The following is a 21,171-nucleotide window of genomic DNA, read 5'->3' as shown; positions in this document are numbered from 1 at the left end:
CTATTCCCTGTTCCCTTTCTTTGGTGAACAATGGGGACAACCTGGTTTCTTGAGAACAACATTGTGAGTCAGCTTTGTACCAAGTAAGTCTATATGTAGTAATTTTCCGTCAGTAGCCATAGGTAGACCGAGCATCATCTTCACCGCATCAAGAGCCATATAACTTCCCACCAACATCTGACCTATCGGTAAATTTTCCCGTAGTCGTGGTTGAGAACGCCGTTCCCGGTTGAGCAACTGTTCAACCGCCAATTCCGCCTCTGGAAACTTAGAACAAGCCATAGACCGCATTCGATAGCATAGATAACAGGGTCCATCCTTGGCAAAAACTAGTGGACCGACATTTCCCTCAATTCCAGCCGCCCCACCCGGTAGCAATGGGCGCTGCATCTTCAGGCATAGTCTATTTAGACGATAGGCTAGATTTACAGATACGGCATCAGTAGCAACAATCACCAGATCAACGTCCGCCAACAAAGGATTGATGGTTGTATCGTCATTTAAACTATCTGTAACAATCTCAGTTTGAGTAACTCCACCAATGGCTTCAATTTGTCGAGCCGCTTCCACACCCCGAAAAGCGCCAATTTTATTCAATACTGAGCCTGACATCATCAAGGAATCCGACGGCAGGGTACAGGCATCATCGCACAAACGGACAAAACCAATACCAGCAGTAGCCAGATTAATTGCTGCTATCAGTCCCGAACCTCCCAGTCCAAAAACAGCAATCCTGGCATTAGCTAAGTGTTTCCGAGCATCTTTTTGGTTAAAGCCTAATTCATGATAAAGACTAATTTGAGGCAGTAAATAAGCACGACTATCTAAATCATCTGGATTTTCCAAAGACTCTTCCACTAGGCGATTGTCCATCAAAAACTCTAAACATTGATTTAGAGAAGAATCGGTCAATTGTTCGCCAATAGCATCGCGGATTTCTCCTATTGTGCGAGAGCCATCTAGTAAAGGTAAAACAATTTTTTCTACATTATGCAGAGCTTGACCCTGTACTCTCAGGGTTCGCCGTGTTGTATTAAATATCATACTTTCTTCGCCACTGCAATCTGCCGGCATCACGTTGATAACAACGTGTTCTAGTAGCCGGAGCCTCTGACTATCATTTAATTTCATAGACTTTATTGCAAAAATTGAATCTTGCTATCAATAGCAATCAGAAAAATGAAAAACCCTGTTTTTTCTACTCAAAAAATATTGGATAAAAGCAGGGTTTCTGTTGACTTTTCTAGCCAAGTTCAATGATTTTCAACTCAAGAAACTCGGTTTCTAGAATTACTAAACTATCGTTATATCGCTGAGTTTAGTTAGTATCCAAATCCGACCTCATCAGTGTCTTCCAACACACCTGATACTGTTGCATGACCACAGCCACCACATCCGCCGCAAGGTCTACAGCCACCACAGCCACGACATCCGCAGCCACGGCATCCACAGCCACCACAACCACGACATCCGCGACATCCACCGCATCCACCGCATCCACCGCAATTAGCAAACCATCTTTGGGTGGTTTCAGAGTCAAATACTCCCGACATTGCTAATTTTTCTAAAGTTGCTATTTCCTCCTCAGACAACAGAAGTTTCTCTAATTTGTCGGCTTGATCTACCAAACGCATTTCTATTGTTGGTTGATTCAGTGTTTTTTCTGCCAGCATTGTCACCTACTCCTTTTAAATTGAATTCAATAACCTGTTTGCATATCTGTATTTGAGTTCATGAAAAGCTGTGATGATTTTTTGAGTCATTCAGTATTCACAAGTTTGAAAAATAATCAAAAAATCAAGCAATCACTAATGCCTAACTATTATCCCGATACAGATATAGTTAAAAAGCATGAAGACTCATTCTTAAGATTTCACTAGTCCACAAAAGAGCAAAACCAATTTATAATCAATGCGGGGAAGTATCAGATGAGATTTATATTTCGTAAAACCTTATCCGTTAGGAAAATTGCTATGGTCAGAATTGCCAATTATGTCTTCATTTGCTTATGGGACTTCCAATTAAAAAAATACGCAAAAATTTCTTGCGGTGCGGGACAAAAAGCCCGCTAATCATCAAGGAAGGGCAGGATGCCCATCCCACAAAATTGGGTAATTTATTTTTTGGTGTTCCCTTCCAACTTCTACAAGAATATCTTTTTTCAGACAATTTTCTTCTTTCTTGAGTAGTATTATTTTATCTCTTAATAGATTCAGGCTCAATTTGTAAAATTGTGCTAATGATGAATCAAATTCTTATAATTCAAAGTAATTTTGTAGTTAAAGCCAATTTAAAATAATGCTCATAGGTAGGTGAACACAATAAAATCAAAGTGTGTAAAGAAAAGTAAAATCGCCCAAAGCTTCTTCACTCTTGCATGATTGCCTCTTGCCTTCCCATAACGACAATTTTCAATGCTAACCTACTTAGCTGATTTAAAAGCGTAGTTCTATTTCTTTATAGTTACTCCTTTAGTAAGATTGTCAGACAGCATACAGTTGAAAAATTTTAAAATATTCATCCTTAAGAAGTGGAGAACAAAAATTTTCAAAAGTAAGATATTAAGTTAATAGACAGCAGAATCCGAAAAATCTCTGATAAATTTGCTAGTAAATGATTAAACTTCTCCGGTAAAGATTGTAGAGACGTTCCATGGAACGTCTCTACAAGGGTTTCAAACTACGCACTAAAAGGGATGAAATTTGATCACTGCATATTTTATTTTTGAAGAATCTCTCCCAAGTAATGAATCTAGTTATTACTTAGAAAATATCAAACTTTTGGAAATCAGGGAATTATCTAACAGCTTATAAAAAAAATCAGGGTTAATTAATGAGTGATTTAAGAGTTTGGGTGGAAGATTATAGTAGAGTTTTATGGCGTTCCTTACCCTTGTTATGGACAGCAGCACCTCAAGAAATGGTGTTTTTGATTGCTGTAACCTTATTGCAAGGGTTTCTTCCTGGGGTTAGTGTTTGGATTACCAAACTAGTGGTAGATACTGTCGCTACAGCCTTAACAACTGGTAAAGCATTAGATGATTCAATTTTGTGGCTTTTAGTAGCAGCATGGGTGGGAGCTTTGCTATTAGAAAACCTTCTCTATCCTTGGATATTGGCACTTCAAGGAAATCTCAATGATAAATTAGCGGCTCACATTAGTTTATTATTAATGCGAAAAGCTGATAGTTTTTCGGACTTGAGCCGATTTGAAGATGCTGAATTTTATGATGAGTTACAAATTCTTCAACAACAAGTTAGCTATAAACCCTTAAACTTAGTTGAAAATTTGGTGGAATTAAGCCGCTCATTGATTACTTTAATCGTGGTAATTGGGCTATTAATTCCCCTGGCTGTTTGGATACCATTGGTAATTGCGATCGCCACTATACCCCAGATCGTAGTTTCTTCCCAATATGGTAGAGAGATTTGGATCACTTTATTTGAAAACAGTCCCCAAGCTCGAAAAATGCAGTATTACACGACAGTAATGCTCACTGATACCTATGCCAAAGAAATCAGGTTGTTTCAGCTAGGTGCATTTTTTATGCAGCTTTACGGGCAAGCATTTCAATCTTTACATCAATCTATGCGTCATCTGAGAGGTAAACAAGCATTTTGGTCATCTAGTTTAGCTATTCTCAGTACATTAGGAAACGGATTTTCTTTCTATTGGGTAGTCAAGCAAGCTTTTAGAGGACAGTTAAGCCCAGGAAGTGTCCTTTTATTCGTACAATCATTAACTTACTTCCAGAATAATTTAGAAAGATTTGTCAGTCATTGGTTGGATTTATTCGAGAATATTATCTATATGCAGCAGTTTTTCAACTTTCTCGACAGTCCCACCCCAATGGTATTGAACATACCTGGAGAAAAAATCCCCACTCCGATTCGTACAGGTATTACCTTTGATCAAGTTGATTTTCACTACCCAGATGGTAGATTAGCACTCAAGGATATTTCCTTTACCCTTTACCCAGGACAAACAGTAGCCATAGTTGGAGAAAATGGCGCAGGTAAAACCACTCTAGTCAAACTATTAACCAGGCTCTACGACCCCACCACAGGACGGATTATCGTTGATGGTGTAGACCTCAGAGATTTGAATTTAGACCAATGGCGACAGCAAATAGCCGGGGTTTTCCAAGATTTCGGACATTACTCGCTCACCCTGGGAGAAAATATCGCCTTAGGAAACCTAGCCGCCCTAGAAAATCGAGAAATTCTCAGATATGCAGTAGAAAAAGCCGATATCGTCAAACTAGTGGATGATTTTCCCAGTGGAGAAGATACACAATTGGGTAAACAGTTTGGCGGTACAGAACTTTCTGGAGGACAGTGGCAAAAATTAGCTCTAGCTCGTGCTTTTGTCCGCCAAGAAGCCCAACTACTCCTTCTGGATGAGCCTACCGCAGCCCTAGACCCCCGCAGCGAGTGTGATTTTTACCTACGCTTTGTGGAACTAGCGGAAGGGAAAACTACCATCCTAATTACCCACAGATTAGCCTCAGTGCGAATGGCTGACCGCATCTTAGTCCTCAAAGATGGTCATTTAATTGAAGATGGCACTCACCAAGAACTTTTACAACTGGGAGGCGAATATACATCCCTATGGAATATGCAAGTAGAACAGTACGGAGTGTAATACAAAAAAACTTAATTCTAGGACTTACGCAGAAATCATCTTCCACTCTCATTTCTCTGTGTCCTCTGCGCCTCTGTGGTTCGTTATTCCATCAGCCATGAACATCAAAAATCCGATTCCTTGGCTCATTGGGCTGACTGCATTTGGTTTATCTGGAATGGGTATTGCTTACTTTAGCCATTGGTATCAACCCAGCAAAAAAGATATTACAGATTTGACAGTCCCTGTGACTACCAGCAACTTAAACATTAAAATCAAAACCAATGGAGTCGTGCAACCAGTTCGCAAAATTAACATTAGCCCAAGAGAAGCCGGTCGAATTGCCAAACTCTATGTAGATGAAGGTAGTTCTGTCCAAAAAGGACAATTAATCGCAGAAATGGAGCGTCAAGCCTTTCAAGCCCAGGTGAATCAGTACCGAGCGCTGTTATGGAAGGCAAAAGCCGAATTACAAGAAAAGCGTAAGGGTTATAGACCGGAAGAAATTGCGATCGCTCAAGCTGATGTCCGTAAGTACACGGCGCAAGTAAGGGAATCTCAATCTCGCTTGGTATTAGCCTCTCAACGAGTTAAGCGTAGGCAATATCCTGTATCTCAAGGAGCAATCTCCCGTGATGAACTAGATACGGCTTTAAATGAAGAAAAAAGTGCCAAGGATAACTTAGAACAAGCTAAATTTAGTCTGATATCTGCCCAACAACAACTGAAAAAACTACTTTCCGGTTATCAAACTGAGGAAATTACCAAAGCCGGTGCTGAAGTAGCTCAAGCAACTGCCCAATTACAATTTTACGAAAATCAGTTAGAAAATACTTTCATTCGCGCTCCTTTCTCTGGCTTAATTACCCGACGTTTTGCCCAAGCGGGGGACTTTGTAACTCCAAATACTTCTGTTTCCACTAATGAAGGGGGAACTAGCGCCTCCATTGCTGAATTATCCAGTGGTTTGGAAATAGAAGCTAAAGTTCCCGAAGTAAATATGGCGCAGATTCAGAAAAATCAGCCTGTAGAAATTCGCCTTGATGCTTTTCCTGATCAAGTTTTTCAAGGGAAAGTCCGTTTGATTGCCCCCAGAGGAGTTAAGGAAGAAAATGTCACATTTATGCGAGTCAAGATTGCTTTGGCAACGGGTCAAGATAAACTCAAGGTAGGGCTAAATGTGAAGTTAACTTTTCTAGTAAATGACATTCGCAATGCTTTGGTAATTCCTTCGGCTGCTGTGGTTTCTGGTAAAGAGGGGCAAGTGGGTGTATTGTTACCAGACAAAGATAATCAAGCCAAATTTCATCCGATACAGGTAGGAATTACATCTGGTGATAAAACGCAAATTTTGGGCGGACTTTCTGAGGGTGAACGGGTTTTTATCCAACCACCAGCTAATCAATTAATTGATGGTGTTGATCGTCCTATGGGATCTTAGGGATTTCTAATTAAAAAAATACTTAAATAAACGAACCACAGAGACACAGAGAACACGGAGGAATGAGAGTTTAAGAAATTTTTTGCTTTAGGTGGTTGGGTGTTTTTTATTTGCAGGTTTCTTGGTGTAAGGAGTCAGCAGAAGAAATTTATCTTTTTATCGTTTTAAATTATGAATTTGCTAGAAAGTGTGAACATGGCTTTTGCAACTCTCGCTGCTAATAAACTCCGTAGCGGACTAACTATGCTGGGAATAATTATTGGCAATGCTTCTGTTATTAGTATGATTGGGATTGGACAGGGCGCACAAAATCTTGTATTGGGCAAACTTGAGGCGTTTGGAGCAAATCAACTCACGGTATATAGTAATTTTGAAGATGATGAAGGCATGAAATTTCCTGATGCTCAATTGGTGTTATCAGACGCAGAAGCAATTAAAGCTCAAGTTCCTAGTGTTAGCAAAGTTGCTCCTATAGATGAGCAGAAAATGCCAATTAGCTTTAATAATAAATTAACATCAACAACTGTTAAAGGAACTACGTCTGATTTGCTCGCTGTGCAAAATCTTGTTCTTGCCACTGGTAGAATGTTTAATCAAAAACAACAGCAACAACAGGCTCAAGTCACTGTTTTGGGTGCAGAAACTAGCCGCAAGTTGTTCGGTGATGAAAATCCTGTGGGACAAGAAGTGATGATTAATAATATCTCGTTTCAAGTTATTGGTTTATTGCAATCAAAGGGTGCATTTGCTGGGGAGAATTTGGATCAAACTGCAATTGTCCCACTGACAACATTTGCTAATAGATTAGTTGGACGTAGATCAATATCTGATATTCCTCTCAGTTATATTTTAGTAACTGCAAAAAATAGAGATAGTGTTCGCGCGGCAGGTTTTCAAATTACTAATATTCTGGCTCGACTACATGGTAAGAAAGATGTGGCTGTTTTCGCTAATAAAAAGTTTCAAGAATTGGTAGTTCAGGTGACTAGTATTTTATCTTTATTATTAGCTTTGATTGCTGCCATTTCTCTGTTAGTAGGTGGAATTGGCATTATGAATATTATGTTAGTTTCTGTGACTGAACGCACTCAAGAAATTGGTTTACGCAAGGCAGTTGGGGCAACTCAGAATGATATTTTAGCGCAGTTTTTAATTGAGGCAATTATTCTCTCTCTTTCTGGCTGTTTGCTGGGGATAATTTTAGGAGTTGGGGGAACTATCCCCTTGGCATTTTTCACGCCTTTAACTCCTCAATTTCCTCTATATGCGATCGCTGTGGCTGTGACAATATCTGGTAGCATAGGCTTAGTTTTCGGTGTCTTTCCCGCCCGACAAGCTGCTATGTTAGACCCCATTGTCGCTCTCAGAAGTGGCTGATTCTAAATCAATCTCTCCAATTATCTAATTGCAAAGGATAACCTAATGATTGAATTTTTTGATAGTGTTTAGTATTTCCTGTTACTAGAATTAAATTATTTTCTATAGCAATTGCAGCAATTAATACATCTGCTAATCCTATAGTTTGTCCAGTTTTTTCTAAATCAGCGTAAATTAATCCAGATAATTCAGCACTTTTTTGTTCTAAAGATAAAATTTCCATTTGTGGTAAATCTATTAAAAATTCCTGAATCCGATCATTGCGGTTTAATTTTCTCCATCCTTTGATAACTTCTGAAACTGTAATTACAGATATCGTATAATGTTTAAAAATAGTTTTATAAGCAATCGCTTTAGCTATAACTTGGGGATTTTTACCTTTGCGAATTTCTGACAAAATATCTGTATCAATTAAAGTTTTATTTTTCACTGTTAATTTGGCATTTTTTAGGTTCTATGTTTTAACATATCTTCAATCATTTGATCAACTAATTCTGCATCATCTGACCATTTGCCAATAAATGAATCGTTGAGAATTTCTGGTTGAGTCAATTGCTCAATCATTGCTTTAATTAAATCTGAGATTTGACAATGATTAGTCTGGGTTAGTTGTTGTATTTTGTCATAAGTTTCTTGATCTAGTTCTATTTCTATTTTTTTCATAAGACCTCGCGGTAAGTGGGAAACTCAGTGTCTTTAGACCTGAGAGGGAAGCGACACGTGCGGTTTTAACCGCTGTGGATATTAAAATTGAAACCAGATTTTTGATTGGAATCTGGAAACCAACTCCCATTTCTGGGGTGATGTTAGCTTCGACCAGTTATAAGAGCTTGTTAGACTTGCAACACTGTTTCAGTGACCTTAAAACTGTTTAATTGCAAATGACAGAGCAGGGAACTAGCTTCGCATTCCGGGGTGTCGTGACTCAAATAACGGCTACCCTTCGACTACGCTCAGGGTGGTCTGGTCAGCACGGCTTGCTTGATTACTCTTGCAAGCCCAGTCCCTTTAGGGCTGGGTTACTGACAATTACTTATTCATTGAAGTATAGATTTTTTTATTATAGCGTCGTTGAGAAATATTTTTCTACTATCAAAATATCTTTTTACGGTAGCGGTACGGGAGGGTTAATCGGGTGGATTTTTGGAGGGCAGGGGTTTACAATGACCATAAACCCAAACTCTGCCATTTGTACCTCATAACATCGGGAAGTGCTGTAAAATCCCTGTTTTTATTCTGTTCATCTTTTAATCCTGGACATCCTGATAGCGAAGCGTGGCGTTAGCGATTTCTGACAGCCAACTTATCTTAACTCCTGCTGCAATTCTGCCCGATAATCAGCTTGACAATGGTATTGGGATAATTCTTTCCAGTTGAGTACGGCTTCTAACAAGTCTTGATAACCCAGGGTGTTGGGATGCAGTCCGTCGCTGGTGATGCGATCGCTTCTCCATCCTTGACTCCGCTGCATCCATTGATCAAAAATATCTAAATAGGGAATCTGTTTTTGTTCACAAGCTTGTCGTGTTGCTTCTTTGTAGCGGTATTGGTCGGCATGATTATAGAATAAACAATCAAGGAAGGGCATTTTGCTTTCGTCTACGGGAACCATCCCCACAAACAGCACAGGACAGAGTTTTTGAGCTTGATCCAGCAATGTAGCGATTTCTGATTCAAACTGACTAAAATCTGTGTAATTTCTGCCGTTGGGACTTCTTAACCGAGGTGTGTCGTTAACACCGACAGACAAAATAATCAAGTCAGGGACACGATTGCGGATTTCTCCCCGGTGACGAAATTCTGCTTCTAAACGTTGGCATATTTGCTGTGTGCGATCGCCCCTTACCCCCAAATTATAAAGCACATGACCCACACTGTCCGGTAACATCCACCACCGTCGCAATTGTTCCACCCAACCGCCTTTCTCCGGATCACCGTATCCATATACTAAGCTATCCCCCAAGGCGACAATCTTTAAAGGTTGACAAAGTTTTGGCGCTACAGATATTTGCATTAAGGTAGAAGTCGGAAAACTTGGCATTTCAAAAAGTAATGTAATGGATATTTTCAGAATATTCTATATATTTTTACACTATTACCACAAAGTAGGGGCGCAGGCCCTGCGCCCAATCATTGATTTTTTGCATTTCCCCAATTATAAATTAATTGGTAACACACTATAACTACCAAAAATTTTCAAAATTTCTGTATAATTTCGCAACTCTTCCAAAGCAGATTTCATAATTTGTGCATTTACATCTGCTTCAATATCTAAATAGAATAAATATTCCCCTAAAGAACGTTTTGTCGGACGCGATTCAATCCGACTCAGATTAATACCTAAACTAGCAAATACTGATAATACTTTCATTAATGCGCCCGGTATATTAGCTGGTACGCTGAATGCTAAAGATGTATGAGTACAATCAATGGGATGATTTTCCTCCGTACTTACTACCCAAAACCGAGTGCAGTTTTCTGGATAATCATTAATCCCTCTGGCAAGAATAGGTAAATTATACAATTGTGCCGCCCGACTAGAAGATATAGCTGCTGTAGTTACCTCTTCTTCTAATCCCTGTAGTGCTTCAGTGGTTGAATTTCGGGGAATTAAATTGACATTTGGCAAGAACTGTGATAACCATACTTGACATTGCGCTAACGCTTGAGGATGAGAATAGACAGTTTTAATATTATCTAAATTTGTAGCATAGGAAATTAATGTATGTTGAATTGGTAAAACTAAAGCTAACTGAATTTTTAAATTCCCCAATTGCCATAAACTATCCATTGTCATGTTGACACTACCTTCAATAGAATTCTCCACCGGGACAACAGCTACTTCTGCTTGTTTATCGGCGATCGCTTGTAGGGACTGAGCAATGGTAGAATATGGACATAATTCAAAGTTTTTTTGAGAATTAATGTCCGAATGGGCTTTTAACCAGTTGAGATAAAAAAAAGCCGCTTGTTCGGCATAAGTTCCTGGCGGACCTAAATGAGCGATTTTCTGGTTCATGCTGTTAAATTTGGCGGATTTGATGAATAATAAATTAAAAGTTAGATTTTTGGCAATTCAAATTGTTAAAAAATATTACAATTAAAAACAAATGGTTTAATTTGCTCATGGTTACTAAGTTTATTGCCTCTCAATCGGTGGAAATTTCCGTTCCTAAGCAATCTATTCCTATTCAACACTACCTGCGGCAGCCTCAACGTTTAGTCAATGCCTTAGCTGATAATACAAGAATTCAACAACTTTCTGAAGAAGGTTTTCGATTAAAAATGCGTCCTTTGTCTTTTATGTCACTGAGTATTCAGCCAACTGTAGACATGAGAGTTTGGGCGGATGCAAGCGGAACAATTTATTTGCGATCGCTCGGTTGTGAGATATTGGGTTTTGAGTATATTAACGAAAGGTTTGCACTGAATTTAAAAGGCTATTTGTCACCAGTTCAACTCAATGGTGAAACTTACCTGCAAGGGAAAGCTGATTTGGAAGTTTTAGTAGACATACCGCAACCATTTTCCTTTACACCCAAATCAATTTTAGAAACTACAGGGAATGGATTGCTCAAAAGTGTATTACTAACAATTAAGCAAAGATTGTTACATCACCTCTTAGCAGATTATCGTCATTGGGTAATCTCACAAACTCAAAATAACGAAACTGATCACAACATCACTGATAGCGGTAGCGTGGTGCAAGCCATATTACCAAGTTTAAATTTTGAGTAGTTTATGGAAAAATAAGGCAAATTTGGCAATTGTCCTCAAAAACTGGGAATCCAAAATCTAAAATCTAAAATCTAAAATTGTTTGGCAGGGACGAAAAGAGCGACGGTGTAAAGATGAAGGTCCGTATTTTTGAAGTGCCAGTAAATGACGCGGACTTCCATAACCTTTATTTTTTTCTAGATCATACAGGGAATATTTTAACGCTAACCGTTGCAGCAAATCATCACGCCAAACCTTTGCCATGATACTAGCTGCGGCAATATTAAGCGATCGCTCATCACCTTTGACAACTGTTTCTTGAGGTATTGGCAAATTCTTCACCAACTGATTACCATCAATCAAAAACAGTTCAGGCTTTACCCGCAACTTCAAAACAGCCCGCTTCATAGCCAAAAGAGTCGCCTGTAAAATATTCAACTCATCTATTTCCTTCGTTGTAGCATAACCAATTCTCCAATCTACAGCCAACGTGGCAATTTTTTGAGCCAGTTTAGTTCTCCGAGAACTAGACAACTTTTTACTATCCTTAATGTTATCTAACATCAGTATTGATAAAGCGTCTACTGGTAATATAACTGCCGCTGCTACCACAGGCCCAAATAAAGCGCCCCTACCTACCTCATCTACACCCCCAACTGCACCCTGCATATTTGAGTAAGTAGAAAACTCTAACCAACTCGAATTATCCCAGGATGCAGGTTTAATGTCTGCCATTGTCTAAACTATGATTTGTTTGATTTATTTGATGTAGATGATTAATCGGAACTATGATTTATCTCATTGATTTGATTTACTTGATTAATTCATTAATCAATCAATCAATCAATCAATTAATCAATTAATCAATTAATTAATTAATTAATTAATCACAAAAATCACACAAATCATGAAAATCACAGTCCGAAACCATCTGTATCTAAGGCTGATGAACGACGACGACGACGACGATTAGGAATAGAACTACTATTACTATCAGATTCTATTTCTTTTTCAATTTCCGTTTTTTCTTCAACTTTAGTTTCTTTCTCAGTTTCTATTTTTCCTTCAGCTTTAGTTGCTTTTTCTTCAGGAATTTCTGTCAATTCTGGAAATATTACTAATGGTGGAAAGGATGAATCTTCTTCTATCTCAAATTTTGATGTCGGTAGTTTAATAGCGACAACTTCAGGAAGTGTTTTTTCGGTAACAATTGGTTCAGGAACAACTTCAGATTTTTCAATAGGTGATTGTCCTGGTTGCACAACATTGATAATCACCGATCTAGGATTTTTTCCCTCCCGATCTAACTTGAGTAAAGGAGAAATTCCCATTTCAGCATAAGTATCCTGTTCCTTTGCTGACATTTCCACCGTAATCACCTCTGGTGGTTCTACCTTAATCGGGTCTAATTTTACCTTTGTCCGTTCTGGTCTTTCCGTCCAACCTGATTTATTAATAGTTGGGGGAGAGATTTCTGGTATTGGTAATTCAGGTTCTTCTAAGTCTAAATCTGAATCATTAACAAAAGCTAGAGGATTACTAGGTAAGCGGGATTCATCCTTACCGTTACCACCATTCACACTAATGCGGCTACGGCGGGTCCGGGTACGACGCTTATCATTTAATTCTTGGTAACTAGGATGATTGATCAGATGCAGAGAACTAAATTCCGGTTCAGTTTCAAATCCATCACCAAAGCCATCATAGACATCTTTTGGTGTCACTTGTGGCACACTACCGATATCAGGTATGCGAGTAGTGGGTGCAGATGGACGAGATTCCCTTTGAGGCATGGGTACAAATCGCTCTGGGATGTCCGCAGCCGGGATAGGCAGACGGTTTTCTAGTTCTCCAGGTAATCTGACGGTATGTCCTAAGCCGCCACAAGTAGGACAAGTTTCGCCAAACAATTCATAAATGTTTTGACCTTGACGCTTACGAGTAAGTTCCACCAAACCTAGTTCAGTCAGTTGGGCAATTTGGGGACGGGCTTTATCAGCTTTAAGAGCTTTGTTAAAGTGTTCTAAAACTTGCATTTGATCACGACGGGATTCCATATCAATGAAATCAACCACAATCACACCTGCAATGTTCCGCAACCGTAACTGACGGGCAATTTCCGCTGCTGCTTCGCAGTTTGTCCACAGCACTGTTTCTCTAGCAGTTGCCGAACGGGTGAATGAACCGGAGTTCACGTCTATGACGGTTAAAGCTTCCGTTGGTTGGATGATCACATAACCGCCTGATGGTAAATCTACCCTCGGTCTGAGGGCTTCACGGACGGCGGCATTGATGCGGAAATATTCTAAAATGGGTGAGCGATCGCGGTGATGATCAATTAACAATCCTTGGGGTGTTTGTCCACCACTCCAGTTTTGTAAATACTGCTTTACCCGTTTTAAGCCAGTGCTGGAATCAACAACAATGCGATTCACATCACTACCATACATATCTCTAAGAACGCGCTGAATAAAGTCATCATCACGATTCAGTAGAGCCGGCGCACGGGAAGTCACTGCTTCTTGCTGGACAATTTCCCACTGCTTTTGCAGCACTTCCAAATCTTCAATAATGGCTTCTTCTGGCTTACCTTCTGCTTCTGTGCGTACTAGTAACCCCATCCCTGCTGGTTTCACTAAAATAGCCAAAGCTCTGAGGCGATTACGTTCACTTTCGCTTTTAATCCGTCTCGATAAATTTACCCCTCGTCCATAGGGCATTAACACTACATAACGTCCAGGTAATGTGATATTACCTGTGAGCCTGGGACCTTTTGATCCGGTTGGCTCTTTCATCACCTGCACTAAGGTTTTTTGTTGTGGTGTCAACAGTTCTGTGATTGCTGCTGCACTACGTTTCAGCCTTAATGGACCTAAATCAGTGACGTGAATAAATCCGTTGCGTTCTGGATCGCCGATATTGACAAAAGCCGCATCTATCCCAGGTAATACATTTTCTACTACACCCAGATAGATATCACCAATTTGGTGATGACCCGTAGCTACAACGAGTTCTTGTATTTGATCTTCTGAAAATACAGCAGCAATTTGATACTGCTCCGCGATGATAATTTGTTTTGGCATTCAATTTCCTCAAAAATTGGCAGCACCGCTGGGAATTACCAGGAATTTCTTTGTTATCCCGCTTGTCCTAACGGTCGCTGCTACAAGACGCTACTAGTAATAAAAAATTCCAACTTGAGTAGCTCTGCAAAGTTATGAAGAGCTAATGATACTGTGATTGCGTTTACACGCCGGATTATTCCTGGATAACTGCATATAGTTTAAGAACTTCCATCAACCGCCCTTGGCTGATTTCCCCTACTATACGCTGCTATTTAAACTTTGGATATCCGTAGATATCTGTTTCAAAGTTAAGATTCATTAAGTAAAGCTGACCATATCTAAATATAGCAACACACAAGGTAGTTAGGACATCAATTAATCATGAAACTCATCCCCAACCAGGGTTTTACTCCTGACTCGCTGACTCCTGACTTCTGACATAACACACGCATGGCAAAAAACCTCTGCGTCTAGATACGGTATCTCTTTGGGTTTACCATCTGGCGATGTAGGGAAATCTGCCTTAATCACTGGATTCACTATCCGTGTTTTTACTAGAAAGTCTAGCTAGGTGCAGATAACTCATGTGGTCATCCTTGTAAGAATTATGGCAGGGTTGTAATCTCTGTCAATACTTGTGTTGCACTTTTACAATTTAACACACTTGCATTCATAGCAATTGCTTAAAAGCCCGCAATAAAAGCAAGTCTTATTTAAGAGATGGACTTGGATCGGTCAATGGAGAAGTTAACGAAAGCTATTGTTATTGACACTCTGCGGTCTGAAGACACGCGGATTCTTTAAGACTTGCTTAAAAGGGACAGTCAAGTACCCCCCTAGACACTCAAAACAATTACTAGTATGACAGGTATTGCAATTGTGCTTGCTTTTAGATTGATTTAGTGCTTTCCGATTCCATCAGTTTTTAGTGTTAAACGCTCCATGCTTAACCATTGCTTGTTTACCCAGGCTACGGCTATGCCGAGACGAGATAAATCAGGGGTTTCTCCTTAATAAAACACTTCTTTGCGTTGATAGTTACTCCTACTAGCTCATTAGTTCTATCATGTCACTGCGAATAAATTCGCCGTTGGCACTTCCTCCATTGTCTAAAGCCAAGTGGCTTCCGTGCCATTCGTTATTTCTTGTGATTTGTAATCAGCAGTAGAGTTTCTCTGGGATACAATCTTAGAAGTGACATTCTTACGGCAGAATTAACAGAGTCAGGAGTCAGGGGTAAAACTGGCTTGCTGTCCGGCTTTGAATTTAGATCCTGTACCTCATTAATTTGCAATCTACTGTATATCTTTGCCTTCGTTCCTGTGATGATCGCAGGTAGTGAATCAAGTCATTCAATGCAGTGCCAGAAAATTTCTCTTGATCATTATTCTAACGCAACCTTGCCAAAAATCAATTCCTACAATGTGCTAATTTTTGACAACTACTAGCAAGTTAGCCAATAACTAGAAGTTCGTCAAATTTATTTTGACGGGTAATGAGCGGAAAAAACTTCTGTTCTTCCCTCCCCTGCCCCCCTTGCCTCTCTTCTCCCCCTGCTTGCCTTCACCCGTCATTTTCGGGTTGACAGACTACTAGACGCTGGCGGTGGATATGCAAGATGTGAAATTCTACATTTGCCACTGTTTCTAGCATAGACAAGATTTGCTCAGGACGCAAGATCACTCCATCAGGACGACAGCTACCCAAGTAACGCACAACGGCTGTTGAGTCTAATTCTTGGTGAGAGACTGAAATTAATTCTATCTCCCACAGGCGATCGCGCAGATTTATTAATTGCTGTTTACCGGATTTGGTTGTATGTGCCGATAAAATCTCCTCTTGATGTTTAATAGTCTCAATCCAGTTTTGCCATTGTGCCGATTGTCCCTCGCTTTGGGCTGTAGACAATGTGAGTAAATACTCGGCTGCTTCTAGCTTTTGGGTAGCGGAGGGAGACTTGATGTCTATTTCTACCACATTATACACAGGAATGTCAGTAGGTAGTTGTTTAACCAATTGGGTATGAAAAGTTGCCACATCAATTGGTTCAGTCAACTCAAAATCAACTATTTCTCCACTACTGGTAGCACCTAAACTTAAAGCACTGGCTAAAGCAATCCTCGGTCCAGGATGAAAACCACCTGTGAAGGTGATGGGTAAACTGGCACGGCGCATAACTCGATCAAATAGACGCATCAAATCTAAGTGACTGACTAAAGCCATATTTCCTTGTTTACCAAAGCATACTCGCAATCGTTGGGCTTTGGTGGTGTTGGGGACAAAATCGCCGGCAAAGCTGGGAATGGGTGGTGCAGCCATAACCACATTATGACCGAAATCAGTGCCACAGACTCCACAATGAGAACAACCTTCAAAAGAGCAGTCAGGGACAATTGCAGCTTCTAGAGCGCGTTGTAGGTCTTGTTGCAGCCACTTTTTATCAATGCCAGTATCAATATGATCCCAAGGTAAGGGAGTATCCAGAGGTGATAGAGTTTCTTGTTCGTTGTTGCTGACAGCAAACAGATTCCATTCGCCATTTTCCACTTGACGGTATTTCCAGTCTAGACCGGCTTCGGTAATGGCTGTTCCCCAAGCTGTAAAGGCTTTATCTACATTATCAAACCAAGCATCCATGCCTGCACCCAATTTCCAAGCCCGATGTAACACTTTCCCCAGAGTGCGATCGCCTCTACCAATAAAGTCTTCCATCGCCGAGATCCGAAAATCCGTGAAATTTACTTTCACATTCCGCATTCCCCGAAATTCTTCTCTGAGTAGGTTTTGCTTTCTCGCAAACTCAGTTGTGGAAACTGAATGCCATTGAAAGGGAGTATGGGGTTTGGGGGTAAAGTTGGAAATGGTCAAAGTGAAGTTTAAGGATCTTCTGCCCTTTTCCCAACATTCTTGCTTTAACCATCTTACCGTTTCCACAATGCCAATCACATCGGCATCTGTTTCACCGGGTAACCCAATCATAAAATACAGCTTAATTTTATCCCAACCTTGTGACCACGCTGTTTTTACACCCCGCAATAACTCTTCATTTGTCAAACCCTTATTGACAATATCCCGCATTCTTTGTGTACCCGCTTCTGGGGCAAAGGTTAACCCACCTTGGCGCGTACCTCCCAGGATATTGGCAATATTTTCATCAAACCTATCTACTCTTTGACTAGGTAAGGTGAGGGAAATGTTGTCATTTTTTAAGCGATTTTTTATTTCCATCCCCACCGCTGGTAGGGCTAAATAATCTGAACAACTTAAAGACAAGAGGGAAAACTCATTGTAACCAGTTTCCCGCATTCCCTTTTCTATAGCTTCTACCACTTTTTCCGGTTCGACATCCCTCGCTGGTCTAGTTAGCATTCCTGGTTGACAGAAGCGACAACCGCGAGTACAACCGCGACGAATTTCAATGGTGAGGCGATCATGTACTGTTTCTACATAAGGAACTAAGCCGATAGAATAGGCAGGAATGGGTGTGGCGACTCTTCTGAGGACTCTTTTGGGTACATCTGGACGCAGGGGATATACAGCCCCACCTACACCCATCTCATAGAACTGCGGCACATAGACACCAGGAATTTGCGCCAAGTCTAATAATAGTTCTTGACGACTCAAGCCTGATTTTTTCCCTTCTTCTAAAACCAAGCCAATTTCGGGAAGTAGTTCTTCACCATCTCCCAAAACCATGAAATCGAAGAAATCTGTATAGGGTTCGGGGTTAGAGGTTGCTGTTTGTCCACCGGCAAAAATTAGCGGGTAATTTCCCTGTAACCGTTCTTCTCTAGTCACGGGGATTCCGGCTAAGTCCAACATTTCTAAAATATTGGTGCATCCTAATTCGTAACTGAGACTAAAGCCTAAAATATCGAAGTCCGTCAACCACCGTTTAGATTCCACTGCAAACAGGGGTGTCTGCGTGGTGCGAAGTTTGGCGGCTAAATCCGCTCCTGGTAGATAAGCGCGATCGCATAACTGGCGAGGCTGGGCATTCAAAATATTGTATAAGATGATATGCCCTAAATTTGATGCCCCTACCTCATACACTTCTGGATAGGTCAAAACCCAACGGATTGTTGCCGTATCCCAAGGTTTATGGACTGCTAAACGCTCATTACCCAGGTAACGGGCAGGTTTTAAAATATCCGATGTTATTAATTGTTCAACTAAAACAGCCACTTTGCTATCTTCTAGCTACCATAAATTACAGCTAACCACCCCAACACTAGCATTAATTAGAGATTTTGACTGGAGTTCAATAATTTTATTTAGGTTATGCCTACACGCTGCGCGTTAACAAAGTTCCTCTGAAAGAGGCACGTGCAGAGGCTTCCAGAAGCAAAGGCGTAAAATTTTAGGAATTATATTGACATTATCGTCTAAGCTTTTATAAGTGTAAATTTGCATCTTGTTTAAAGATCAACTTTTTTTTCTGACTTGGCTACAAGTTTGAAGTCTCTTTACTCAATCTTTATAGCTTGACTGGGTTTATTTAAAGATTGTCATAAGTCAATGGTAAAGTGTAATTATATATACATTTTTTTTTAGCAAGTTAAAAAACAATCTACTTATGCCTTCTGAATGCAGATTAATCATCTGTCCCTATAGCAGTTACTCTTGCTGAAACTGTGAATGGAGGTAGTTTCAGGAAAATTTCTCTGTAATTGTCCACCTTGACTTTTACCCTTGTCATTGATAAAAACAGAGTTACCGAATAACTGGTCTTGATTATTTAGTAGTGATCTAAATCACAGGGTCGAGAGGTATAAATCACCTTTTATACCGAGCATTGTCTTAGATAATGACTAGTAACTGCAATTTGGTTTATTTGTTATGAAAACTCGATACGTGATTCGTCAGTTGGTAGAAAAAGCCCTGCATATCCGCAAGCTAACGCCAGAAATCGAAAATGAGATTAACTCGGAATTAACAAAGCTAGGTCATATCTCTGATGTTGACTATGAAGCTTTAGAATTACTAATGGCAGAGATGGATGCTGGTCGGGTACAGTTAGTTCCTACCTGGGGATAATACTCGTGCTGGAAGGTACTGAAGATGCTTATTAACATCCTATGTTGCTAGTATTACCTACGCAATTAAGTCTCTTTATGTTTATTGTCCTTGTTGATATGCTTGCCACAGTTGATGAATAAATAAATTAAATTGTTGTTTAGCTACTAAATCAGGCTCAAATTTTAGTTCTTTAGGAAAAAGTTGCCCTAAAAAAGCAATAACTTCTGTATCTAAAGCCGGTTTAAACAAATCTAGTGGCCAGAACAAATCTGATACACCTTGTAAATCAATTATAAGTGGTAATCCTGAGTTAGAGTTCACAAGCAGTAAAGGACGCACCCAACACAATTGTCGGGAAACGACGATTTCAATAACTTCTGCATAAAGATGCTGATGGCTATAATCCAAGGATACAATTTGTCCTGGTTGAAATTTTGGGCTGATATCCATAACTATCTAGAGTATTGACTTCTGTGTGGCAGTTTCCTTAATTTTAATAATTCCCGTTGCCAGTGATGAGATAGAAAATAAGGGAAAATTTTTCTGTCCCAATTATTAATGTAAATTTCTTGTGTTTGTGCTATGATGTCATAGGAAAAGCTTCTCAGCAACGCCAAAGGTATTTTAAGATGGAAATACGGCAATGCAGAAGTAAATAACTGTTCAGCATTTGCTTAACAGGAATATATTGTAGTAAATCAACGATAAAAGAGCAAAGAACCGTGTCAGTCGAAACCATTGAGAAGCGTTCTACATCCCGCAAGCTTGCGCCTCAGTATCGCGTCTTGCTCCATAATGATGATTATAATCCGATGGAGTATGTTGTACAAGTGCTAATGACTACTGTTAATAGCATTACCCAACCGCAAGCTGTTAGTATTATGATGGAAGCTCACCATAACGGGTTAGCTTTGGTTATTACTTGCGCTCAAGAACACGCGGAGTTCTATTCTGAAACCCTCAACAATCATGGTTTAAGTAGTACGATTGAACCAGAAGAATAGTTTTTGGTCATTAGTCATTAGCAGTATATTGTTGACTGATGATAATTGACTAACTTTATGAAAATTAATCTCACTCAACTTACCCAATACCCCGTTCCTGTGAGGCTAGTTTGTTTTATACTGGCCTTACTGTTTTTATGGCTACCCCTAGCTGTACCAATTTATTTGCTAGTTGAAGATACTAATTTAGAAAGTATTTTAACTCTGGTTATATTATATGTAGAGTTTATTTTTCTGCTGAATATTTGGGGTACACAAGTTTATCAGCAACCAAAAATATTCAGCCATTATGGTTTAGAATTTACACGCCTGAATGGGGTGAATGTGTTGCAGGGGTTGGCTATTGGACTAACTACTGTTTTAGTTTTATTTGGTTTAGAAGGTGTACTGGGTTGGTTGATATGGCAACAACCACAAGTATTTTTAGGGAGAATAATTTTAGAAGGTTTATTAGTTGGTTTTGGGGTGGGTTTTGCAGAAGAATTATTATTTCGGGGTTGGTTATTGGATGAGTTACAACGAGATTATAAATTAAATATTGCTCTCTGGATAGATGCAATTTTATTTGCTGTATCCCATTTTATTAAACCTTTGGAGGCAATTATTCATACTTTACCCCAGTTTCCGGCTTTGGTGTTGTTGGGTTTAACGCAGGTATGGGGAAAACGTTGGCGACGGGGACGTTTAGGCTTACCAATTGGTTTACATGGTGGGTTAGTTTGGGGTTATTACATTATTAATGTGGGACAATTAACTAAATATTCGGGTCAAGTTCCTGATTGGGTGACTGGTGTAAATAATAATCCTTTGCAGGGAGTTATGGGAGTGCTGTTTATGGGTGGACTAGCTTGGTGGATAGGTAGTAAACAGCAGGTGACAGGGAAGAGTATAAGTAATTGAACAAAAATATTTACAGTCATTGCGA

Annotated in this window: 17 protein-coding genes; 7 read left to right on the top strand and 10 right to left on the bottom strand. The window is 39.8% G+C overall.

Annotated features, from left to right (window positions below; all coding sequences use genetic code 11):
• Both FJR37_RS17220 and FJR37_RS17215 read right to left on the bottom strand, forming a co-directional pair.
• Positions 1–1,131 (bottom strand): TOMM precursor leader peptide-binding protein, encoded by a 1,131-nt coding sequence (locus tag FJR37_RS17220; protein ID WP_168466627.1) that lies wholly within the window; start codon positions 1,129–1,131, stop codon positions 1–3.
• Between the two features lie 191 nt (positions 1,132–1,322).
• The gene (locus tag FJR37_RS17215; protein ID WP_168466626.1) at positions 1,323–1,673 is read right to left on the bottom strand and encodes a hypothetical protein; all 351 of its coding nucleotides are present in this window, start codon (positions 1,671–1,673) and stop codon (positions 1,323–1,325) included.
• 1,159 nt (positions 1,674–2,832) lie between these two features.
• On the opposite strand from FJR37_RS17215, the gene FJR37_RS17210 reads away from it, so the two are divergent.
• The 3 genes from FJR37_RS17210 (at position 2,833) to FJR37_RS17200 (ending at position 7,441) form a co-directional block, all read left to right on the top strand.
• Positions 2,833–4,644, top strand: a complete 1,812-nt coding sequence (locus FJR37_RS17210) for an ABC transporter ATP-binding protein (protein ID WP_168466625.1) — start codon at positions 2,833–2,835, stop codon at positions 4,642–4,644.
• Positions 4,645–4,741: 97 nt separating this feature from the next.
• A complete protein-coding gene (locus FJR37_RS17205) occupies positions 4,742–6,064 on the top strand; it encodes an efflux RND transporter periplasmic adaptor subunit (protein ID WP_168466624.1) in 1,323 nt (440 codons plus the stop codon).
• A gap of 171 nt (positions 6,065–6,235) precedes the next feature.
• Positions 6,236–7,441 (top strand): ABC transporter permease, encoded by a 1,206-nt coding sequence (locus tag FJR37_RS17200; protein ID WP_027401440.1) that lies wholly within the window; start codon positions 6,236–6,238, stop codon positions 7,439–7,441.
• 7 nt (positions 7,442–7,448) lie between these two features.
• Here the strand turns inward: FJR37_RS17200 and FJR37_RS17195 are convergent, their stop codons facing one another.
• The 4 genes from FJR37_RS17195 to pheA all read right to left on the bottom strand — a co-directional run bounded on the left by FJR37_RS17195 (position 7,449) and on the right by pheA (position 10,460).
• A complete protein-coding gene (locus FJR37_RS17195; RefSeq protein WP_027401439.1) occupies positions 7,449–7,871 on the bottom strand; it encodes a PIN domain-containing protein in 423 nt (140 codons plus the stop codon).
• Between the two features lie 17 nt (positions 7,872–7,888).
• Positions 7,889–8,104, bottom strand: a complete 216-nt coding sequence (locus tag FJR37_RS17190) for a hypothetical protein (protein WP_027401438.1) — start codon at positions 8,102–8,104, stop codon at positions 7,889–7,891.
• A 640-nt stretch (positions 8,105–8,744) separates the two neighbouring features.
• Positions 8,745–9,482, bottom strand: coding sequence for a GDSL-type esterase/lipase family protein (locus tag FJR37_RS17185; RefSeq protein ID WP_254434595.1), 738 nt, complete (start codon positions 9,480–9,482; stop codon positions 8,745–8,747).
• A 114-nt stretch (positions 9,483–9,596) separates the two neighbouring features.
• Positions 9,597–10,460, bottom strand: coding sequence for a prephenate dehydratase (gene pheA / locus FJR37_RS17180; RefSeq protein ID WP_168466623.1), 864 nt, complete (start codon positions 10,458–10,460; stop codon positions 9,597–9,599).
• A gap of 107 nt (positions 10,461–10,567) precedes the next feature.
• On the opposite strand from pheA, the gene FJR37_RS17175 reads away from it, so the two are divergent.
• Positions 10,568–11,179, top strand: a complete 612-nt coding sequence (locus FJR37_RS17175; RefSeq protein ID WP_168466622.1) for a DUF1997 domain-containing protein — start codon at positions 10,568–10,570, stop codon at positions 11,177–11,179.
• A gap of 57 nt (positions 11,180–11,236) precedes the next feature.
• On the opposite strand, the gene FJR37_RS17170 is transcribed toward FJR37_RS17175, so the two are convergent.
• The 3 genes from FJR37_RS17170 to FJR37_RS17160 all read right to left on the bottom strand — a co-directional run bounded on the left by FJR37_RS17170 (position 11,237) and on the right by FJR37_RS17160 (position 18,408).
• A complete protein-coding gene (locus FJR37_RS17170) occupies positions 11,237–11,893 on the bottom strand; it encodes a ribonuclease HII (RefSeq protein WP_027401434.1) in 657 nt (218 codons plus the stop codon).
• 179 nt (positions 11,894–12,072) lie between these two features.
• On the bottom strand, positions 12,073–14,241 hold the full coding sequence (locus FJR37_RS17165; protein ID WP_168466621.1) for an Rne/Rng family ribonuclease: 2,169 nt from the start codon (positions 14,239–14,241) through the stop codon (positions 12,073–12,075).
• Between the two features lie 1,545 nt (positions 14,242–15,786).
• Positions 15,787–18,408: a TIGR03960 family B12-binding radical SAM protein gene (locus FJR37_RS17160; RefSeq protein WP_168466620.1), complete on the bottom strand. Its 2,622-nt coding sequence runs from the start codon at positions 18,406–18,408 to the stop codon at positions 15,787–15,789.
• Positions 18,409–19,062: 654 nt separating this feature from the next.
• On the opposite strand from FJR37_RS17160, the gene FJR37_RS17155 reads away from it, so the two are divergent.
• Positions 19,063–19,260 (top strand): hypothetical protein, encoded by a 198-nt coding sequence (locus tag FJR37_RS17155; RefSeq protein ID WP_015078743.1) that lies wholly within the window; start codon positions 19,063–19,065, stop codon positions 19,258–19,260.
• A gap of 81 nt (positions 19,261–19,341) precedes the next feature.
• On the opposite strand, the gene FJR37_RS17150 is transcribed toward FJR37_RS17155, so the two are convergent.
• Positions 19,342–19,692 (bottom strand): hypothetical protein, encoded by a 351-nt coding sequence (locus FJR37_RS17150; RefSeq protein ID WP_174763444.1) that lies wholly within the window; start codon positions 19,690–19,692, stop codon positions 19,342–19,344.
• Between the two features lie 272 nt (positions 19,693–19,964).
• Here FJR37_RS17150 and clpS point away from each other — a divergent pair, with 272 nt between their 5' ends.
• Complete coding sequence (gene clpS, locus FJR37_RS17145; protein ID WP_027401430.1) at positions 19,965–20,246, top strand: ATP-dependent Clp protease adapter ClpS; 282 nt, start codon at positions 19,965–19,967, stop codon at positions 20,244–20,246.
• 57 nt (positions 20,247–20,303) lie between these two features.
• A complete protein-coding gene (locus tag FJR37_RS17140) occupies positions 20,304–21,146 on the top strand; it encodes a CPBP family intramembrane glutamic endopeptidase (RefSeq protein WP_168466619.1) in 843 nt (280 codons plus the stop codon).
• The last annotated feature ends 25 nt before the right edge of the window (positions 21,147–21,171 follow it).

The sequence above is a fragment of the Aphanizomenon sp. UHCC 0183 genome (assembly GCF_009712065.1).
Taxonomy (GTDB): domain Bacteria; phylum Cyanobacteriota; class Cyanobacteriia; order Cyanobacteriales; family Nostocaceae; genus Dolichospermum; species Dolichospermum heterosporum.
Note: the sequence above shows the minus strand (reverse complement) of the source record. Positions and strands in the feature narration are given on the sequence as shown.